Source organism: Variovorax sp. P4_D9 (assembly GCF_056401695.1).
Map to the genome: position 1 here is coordinate 1 of NZ_JBFUIU010000502.1, position 6729 is coordinate 6729.

Annotated in this window: 8 protein-coding genes; 3 read left to right on the forward strand and 5 right to left on the reverse strand. The window is 65.0% G+C overall.

Annotated elements, in window-relative coordinates:
• Nucleotides 1-246, reverse strand: a 246-nt coding sequence (locus tag AC1DY5_RS36715; protein WP_478119402.1) for a GntR family transcriptional regulator, incomplete at its 3' end; no start/stop codon positions are given.
• A 43-nt stretch (nucleotides 247-289) separates the two neighbouring features.
• On the opposite strand from AC1DY5_RS36715, the gene AC1DY5_RS36720 reads away from it, so the two are divergent.
• Complete coding sequence (locus AC1DY5_RS36720; protein WP_478119403.1) at nucleotides 290-874, forward strand: NADPH-dependent FMN reductase; 585 nt, start codon at nucleotides 290-292, stop codon at nucleotides 872-874.
• Nucleotides 875-910: 36 nt separating this feature from the next.
• Here AC1DY5_RS36720 and AC1DY5_RS36725 read toward each other — a convergent pair whose 3' ends face one another.
• On the reverse strand, nucleotides 911-1456 hold the full coding sequence (locus AC1DY5_RS36725) for a cupin domain-containing protein (RefSeq protein WP_478119404.1): 546 nt from the start codon (nucleotides 1454-1456) through the stop codon (nucleotides 911-913).
• Between the two features lie 14 nt (nucleotides 1457-1470).
• Nucleotides 1471-2580, reverse strand: coding sequence for an alcohol dehydrogenase catalytic domain-containing protein (locus tag AC1DY5_RS36730; protein WP_478119405.1), 1110 nt, complete (start codon nucleotides 2578-2580; stop codon nucleotides 1471-1473).
• Nucleotides 2581-2616: 36 nt separating this feature from the next.
• Here AC1DY5_RS36730 and mhpA point away from each other — a divergent pair, with 36 nt between their 5' ends.
• Together mhpA and AC1DY5_RS36740 are read left to right on the forward strand one after the other, a co-directional pair.
• Nucleotides 2617-4335, forward strand: a complete 1719-nt coding sequence (gene mhpA / locus AC1DY5_RS36735; protein ID WP_478119406.1) for a bifunctional 3-(3-hydroxy-phenyl)propionate/3-hydroxycinnamic acid hydroxylase MhpA — start codon at nucleotides 2617-2619, stop codon at nucleotides 4333-4335.
• Entirely contained in the window at nucleotides 4332-5768 is a 1437-nt protein-coding gene (locus AC1DY5_RS36740) for an aldehyde dehydrogenase family protein (RefSeq protein ID WP_478119407.1), read from the forward strand. Before mhpA ends, AC1DY5_RS36740 begins: the two co-directional genes overlap by 4 nt.
• Before the next feature lie 68 nt (nucleotides 5769-5836).
• On the opposite strand, the gene mog is transcribed toward AC1DY5_RS36740, so the two are convergent.
• The gene (mog, locus tag AC1DY5_RS36745) at nucleotides 5837-6424 is read right to left on the reverse strand and encodes a molybdopterin adenylyltransferase (protein ID WP_478119408.1); all 588 of its coding nucleotides are present in this window, start codon (nucleotides 6422-6424) and stop codon (nucleotides 5837-5839) included.
• The coding region (gene yjgA, locus AC1DY5_RS36750; protein WP_478119409.1) for a ribosome biogenesis factor YjgA at nucleotides 6421-6729 on the reverse strand (309 nt) is incomplete at its 5' end. The genes mog and yjgA, both read right to left, overlap by 4 nt.

The following is a 6729-nucleotide window of genomic DNA, read 5'->3' on the forward strand; positions in this document are numbered from 1 at the left end:
GTCTTCCACCGAGATGGGGGCCACGCGAAAACCGCGGCGCTCATCCGCGCGAATCAAGCCTTCCTGGGCCAAACGGCTGAGCGCCTCGCGCAGCGGGCTGCTCGACAGGCCGTAGGTGGCTTGCAGTTCATCGACCTTGAGCTTTGCACCAGCGCCGAATGTGYCTGCCAATACGTCACGACGCAGGTTGGCGAATGCTTGGTCAGCCAAGGGTGGCGAGCGGAGTTGAATTTCTTCTTTGTGCATGACTGCGATTTTATGCATAAACTTGCGGTTTTGAAAGAGGCTAATGAATTCGCTCGCAAACACCACACCGTCCGCTTTCCGTCTGCTGGCCATTTCCGGCAGCATCCGACGTGAGTCGAACTGCACAGCCGTGCTCCGAAGCCTTGCGCCCCTGCTGCCAGCCTCGATCACCTACGACTTGTGTCCTCTCGACGAGATCCCGCTTTACAACGCCGACCTCGACGGCGACACCCCTCCTGCACCGGTGGCAGCCCTTAAGAAGGCAATTGCCGAAGCAGACGGTTTGGTTGTGTGCTCGCCCGAGTACAACTACGGAATGCCCGGAGTCCTGAAGAACGCGATCGACTGGGCGTCGCGGCCGGGGTTCGCCTCGCCACTCAAGGGCAAGCCGGCACTCATCATGACCACCTCCCCCGGCACAGCCGGCGGCGTTCGCGCCCAAGCCCAGATCCGCGACGCCCTGGCCGCCACCTTGGCGCGGCCAGTGGTGCGTCAACACGTCGCCATCGCCAGCGTCAACACGCGAATCCGCGAGGGGCGCCTGGTAGACGAATCGACGCTCGACTTCATCCACTCGGCACTGCAAGACCTCTTGGATGAAATCAAGATGCTCGCTGCTGCGAAGTGATGATCGTGTGGGCATGGCGGTGCGTTGGGTGCCGGCCTAACCGTCTCTTCTCGCACCCAGCAACACAAACAGCATGGTCGCTGGCCGGTCGCTGAGATTGCGCCAGGCGTGCCGGTTTCCGTGCTGCACGGCCACATCGTGCTTGCGCAACAGCACCTGTTTGCCATCGTCCAGCTCCAGGGTGATTTCGCCGTCCAGCACGATGTCGTAATCGACGCTGTCCGTGGTGTGCATGCCTGGATGGTCGGGCTCGAAGGTCTCGGCGAGGCCGGGGACCAACTTGCCGAACTCTGCACCGAAGGCAGCGCCATCGAAATCGGCCCGCATCATCACCGCATCGGGTGGAAACGTCACGAACATCAGCCGCGACTCGCCTTCCTTCGGGACGAAGCCGACTTCGCCCGTACGGTCGGCAATCTCCGCGCCCCGCGAAACCACCTCGGCCGCGCTCGTCGACCACACCAGCGACGTCGCGAAGCCCGGCACCGTCGTGAACTCGAAGCCGCGGGGAGCAGCGGCATCCGTAACCACACGCGCCTTACCGTCCGCGCCTGTGCCCGTAACAACTCGTCTGATCTGCATGATCTTCCTCGTTCTCAGGGGTTGATGACGAAATTGCTGAAGCCGCCGTTGCGGCTGGCAATCCCGGAGATTGCCTCGTTCACCTGGTCGAGCGGATAGCACACGTGCTCAAACACGGAGAGATCGAGTGTTCCCGCCGCCGCCATGTCGGCCATATCCTGTCCCTCGCCGGCCGTGAACCATGCCGAGCCTTCGATGGCCTGTTGCTCGTCCATCATGGTGTGGAGGTCCAATCCGACCATGCCAGCGATCGCGCCGATGTTGTAGGCACGGCCACCGCGCCTCAGAGCGCGAATGCCCTGCTGCAACGTTTCGTGCGGGGCGCCCGGTCCGAGTGCGTCGATGAATGTATCGACGCCGAGGCCTTCGGTGCGCGACTTGGCCCATTCATCGATGGCTTCGCCATTGGCGTTCGAGAACACCTCGATGCGGTCAGGGGCCAGCGCCTTGACCCGATTCAGCAGTTCTTGGTTGCGCCCCGTGCCGAGAATGCGAGTGGCACCCATGGCCAAGCCGAACAGAGCACCGCCGATACCGAGCGTCCCGCTGATGCCGTTGACGAGCACGCTACGACCTGGTCCCACCTTCGCCTTGCGCATCGCGGAGTACATCGTTCCGAGGTAGCCGAAGCGCGCAGCCTGGTTGAACGTCACACTGTCCGGCAGCTTTACCAATGCGTACTGTGGGGCGATCATGTACTCGCTCAGGCCGCCGTACGGGTAGTTCTTGAACAGCTTGAGCGAGTTTTGCGAGAAGCCGAAGTAGCCGCTGAACGCATAGTGCGTGCAGTTGATGAGATCGCCGTTGCGGCAAGCGCGGCAACCGCCGCAGTAGAGGCTCGGGTTCACGTAYACCCTGTCGCCTGGCTTCCATGCATGCACGTGGGAACCGACAGCCGTGACTTCCCCTGCAGGGTCCAGACCGAAGATCGCAGGCAGGGGCGGAAGGGGCAGTTCGGGGAACCAGGTGGTCCAGTTCGCCAGGATATTTCCAAGGTTCGGCACGATGCCGCACGAATGGACGCGCACCTGCACGTCGTTGGCCGCGGGTTGCGGAATGGGCAGTTGCTCGATCTCCATCGGGGCACCCACCTTGTGCAGGCGGGCTGCTTTCATCATCGACATCTCATCTCCTTGTGAAAATGCATAAAACAGACGGTTATGCATTACACGACGTCACTTTGTTCGTGGGCCATCCGGATCAACCCTTGGTGCAGGATTAATCATTTTATGCACAATCTAGCTGTTCCCGCATACCAAACTTATCCCATGCCTTCAGAAATCCACGATTCTTTCGACGTTGCCATCGTCGGCTTCGGTCCTGTGGGCGCATCGCTCGCTGCACTGCTCGGTCAGCGGGGGCGACGCGTTGCGGTGTTCGACAAGTCCGAGTCGATCTATCCGCTCCCCCGCGCCTTCGCGCTTGACCATGAAGCCATGAGGACCTTTCAGGAAATCGGCATTGCCGGCACCTTGGCGCCCCACATGACGCCCTACCGTCCCACGATCTACCAAGGAAGCGACGGTCAGCCGATCCAGCACTTCGACATGGGCCCCTCGCCGTATCCGCTCGCGTGGGCGCCCTCGTACACCTTTAACCAGCCTGCCCTGGAGGCATCGCTGCGCCGCGCGGTCGGGTCCCTGTCGAACGTGCAAGTGCGGCTCGGCTGCGAGGTGGTCGACGTTCAAGAATCAGATGAAGGTGCGGTGTTGACAGTCCGCGAAGGGGACAACACGCAGGGCCAGGTCCGCGCGCGCTACGTCATTGCATGTGACGGGGGGACGAGTCCGACGCGCAAGCGCTTGGGCCTGCAACTCAAGAGCCTGGATTTCGACGAGCCCTGGATCGTGGTGGACATGCATGTCGAGGAGTCCAAGCTTTCTCAGTTGCCTGCCACGAACATTCAATACTGCAATCCTGCGCGGCCATGCACCTACGTCGTGGGTCCGGGCACCCATCGACGGTGGGAGTTCTTGCTGCTTCCCGACGAAGCCGAGCAACGCGAGATGCCCCATGAGGCGATCTGGAAGTTGCTGGCGCCCTGGCTCTCACCGGGGGAGGCTCGCATCTGGCGTGCTGCCACGTATCGCTTCCATGCGGTCGTCCTCGAACAGTGGCGCAAGGGCCCGATCTTGATGGCTGGCGACAGTGCTCACCAGATGCCTCCATTCCTCGCCCAGGGGATGTGCCAGGGCCTGCGTGACGCGACGAACCTGGCCTGGAGGCTGGATTGGGTGCTGACAGGCCGTGCGTCCGACGGATTGCTGGACAGCTATGGCGAAGAACGCGGCCCCCAAGTCCAGGACGTTACCTCGACCGTCAAGCGACTTGGCCACATCATTTGTGAGCGAGACCCGGTGAAGGCTGAAGAGCGCGACCGCAACCTGCGCGAGCAACAAGGCGGCCAGGTCAAGATGCAGCTGCGCCAGAGTCTGCTGCCGGGTGTCCACCACGGGCTGATCGACCGCGACGTCGCGCCGGCGGGAACTCCGTTTCCCCAGCCGGTCGGACGGCTCGATGCAGATGCCGAGGCGCAGATGCTGGACGACCTGGTTCCGAGCGGATTCCTTCTCGTCCTTCGCGACGCCCCCGATGCTGACCACATTCAACAGTGGAAGGACTCGTTGGCCAGGCTCGGCGTCCAGATCGTCTGCATCAATGGCAACGCGAACGCGCACGGCGTGTTGAGCCTGATCGAATCGGACAATGTGGTTGCGGGCTGGTTCGCGCGCAACGGATGCGCGGCTGCGCTGGTGCGGCCCGACCACATCGTCTTCGGAGTGGCCGGCGACTCAACCGAGATCGAATCTCTCCTGGCACGCGCCTGTCGGCAGTTGGGCCCGACGCAGGCGACCGCCGCTACGGAGTGCACGCCATGAATCGCCATGACAACCTCATTGGCGGCGAATGGACCCCGGGCCAGCGCTACAGCTCAAACCTCAATCCATCGAACCTGGGCGACACCATCGCCGAATACGCGCAGGGCGACGCCGCCCAGGTCGACGCCGCGGTCGCGGCCGCCAGCGCCGCCTTCCCGGCCTGGTCCACCGGCGGCATCCAGGCGCGCTCCGAGGCGCTGGAAAAGATCGGCGCCGAGATCCTGGCGCGCAAGGAAGAGCTCGGCACGCTGCTGGCGCGCGAAGAAGGCAAGACCAAGGCCGAGGGCATCGGCGAAGCCACGCGAGCCGGCCAGATCTTCAAGTTCTTCGCCGGCGAGTGCCTGCGSCTGGCGGGCGAGGTGCTGCCRTCGGTGCGCCCGGGCATCGGCATCGAGATCACGCGCGAGCCCGTGGGCGTGGTCGGCCTGATCACGCCGTGGAACTTCCCGATCGCGATTCCGGCCTGGAAGATCGCCCCGGCGCTGGCCTTTGGCAACTGCGTGGTCATGAAGCCGGCCGACCTGGTGCCGGGCTGCGCCTGGGCGCTGGCCGAGATCATCAGCCGCTCRGGCATCCCGCCGGGCGTGTTCAACCTCGTGATGGGCCGCGGCAGCGTGATCGGCGACGCGCTGGTGAACCACCCGGGCATCCACGCGATCAGCTTCACCGGYTCGGTCGGCGTCGGCCGCAACATCGCCATCCAGTGCGCCACCAGGCACAAGAAGGTGCAGCTCGAGATGGGCGGCAAGAACCCGCAGGTGGTGCTCGACGATGCCGACCTGAACCAGGCGGTCGAGCTCAGCGTGCAGAGCGCCTTCTATTCGACCGGCCAGCGCTGCACGGCGTCGAGCCGGCTGATCGTGACCGAAGGCATCTATCCGAAGTTCATCGAGGCGATGAAGGCCCGCATGGCGAAGATCAAGGTYGGCGACGCGCTGGCGCAGGGTACCGACATCGGGCCGGTGTCCTCGCGCTCGCAGCTCGACCAGGATCTGGAGTACGTCGAGATCGGCAAGGCCGAGGGCGCCACGCTGGCCGCGGGCGGCGMGCGGCTGAAGCTCGACACCGACGGCTACTACATGTCGCCGGCGCTGTTCAGCGAGTCGGTGGCCTCRATGCGCATCAACAAGGAAGAGATCTTCGGCCCGGTGGCGAGCGTGATCCGGGTCAAGAACTACGAGGAGGCGCTGGCCACGGCCAACGACACCGAGTTCGGCCTGTCGGCCGGCATCGCCACCACCAGCCTCAAGTACGCGACGCACTTCAAGCGCCACAGCCAGGCCGGCATGGTGATGGTGAACCTGCCGACGGCGGGGGTGGACTACCACGTGCCCTTCGGCGGGCGCAAGGGATCGAGCTACGGGCCGCGCGAGCAGGGCAGGTACGCGCAGGAGTTCTTCACCGTGGTGAAAACCGCCTACACGCTCTCCTGAGACCTTGCGGGACAGACCAAGAAACTGCGCAGCAGTTTTTGCTCCGTCCTCAACTGACCAGGCGAGGCCTACGCCGGACGGATCGCCGACTTGGGCCGAAAGGCCTTGCAGACCGCGTCATCGGTCTCGAGGTAAGGCCCGCCGATGAGGTCGATGCAGTAGGGCACCGCGGCGAAGATGCCCGGCACGGCCTGCGTGCCATCGGCGTTGCGCAGCCCTTCGAGCGTTTCGGCGATCGCCTTCGGCTGGCCCGGCAGGTTGATGATCAGGCTGCGCTCGCGGATCACCGCGACCTGCCGCGACAGGATCGCGGTCGGCACGAAGCGCAGGCTGATCTGGCGCATCTGCTCGCCGAAGCCCGGCATTTCCTTGTGGGCCACCGCCAGCGTGGCCTCGGGCGTGACGTCGCGCAGGGCCGGGCCGGTGCCGCCGGTGGTCAGCACCAGCGAGCAGCCGGCGTCGACCAGTCCGATCAGCGCGGTGCTGATGCCGGCCTGCTCGTCGGGGATCAGGCGCGAGTCGAAGGTGATCGGATTGCGCAGGGCGCGCCGTAGCCATTCCTTCAATGCGGGCAGGCCCTTATCCTCGTAGACGCCGCTGGAGGCGCGGTCGCTGACCGAGACGATGCCGATGCGCACCGGATCGAGCACCGTCATGCGTCCTCCTCGCGCGACTGCTCGGCCGCCTCGTCGGCGTGGTCGGCCGTGCCGTGCACGCGCAGCTGGGCGCGCACGAGCTGGAACACCTCGCGGTAGGCCTTGCCCTGGCGCGGCGCTTCGCCGGGCGGGCCGGCCTTGATGTCCTTGCGGGCCTGGCGCACCAGCGCGCGCAGCTGCTGGGAGTCGGTGGCCGGGTGGGTCTCGATCCAGCCGCCGAGCGCGTCGTCGTCGGCGATCAGCCGGTCGCGCCAGCGCTCGGCCTCGTGCAGCGCCGCGGTTTCCTCGGCCGGCAGGCGATCCTG

What these genes read in the sequence shown, in the direction of transcription:
- AC1DY5_RS36720 (WP_478119403.1), top strand. Translation starts at nt 290, where the DNA reads ATGAATTCGCTCGCAAACACCACACCGTCCGCTTTCCGTCTGCTGGCC.
- AC1DY5_RS36725 (WP_478119404.1), bottom strand. Translation starts at nt 1,456, where the DNA reads ATGCAGATCAGACGAGTTGTTACGGGCACAGGCGCGGACGGTAAGGCG.
- mhpA (WP_478119406.1), top strand. Translation starts at nt 2,617, where the DNA reads ATGCATTACACGACGTCACTTTGTTCGTGGGCCATCCGGATCAACCCT.
- mog (WP_478119408.1), bottom strand. Translation starts at nt 6,424, where the DNA reads ATGACGGTGCTCGATCCGGTGCGCATCGGCATCGTCTCGGTCAGCGAC.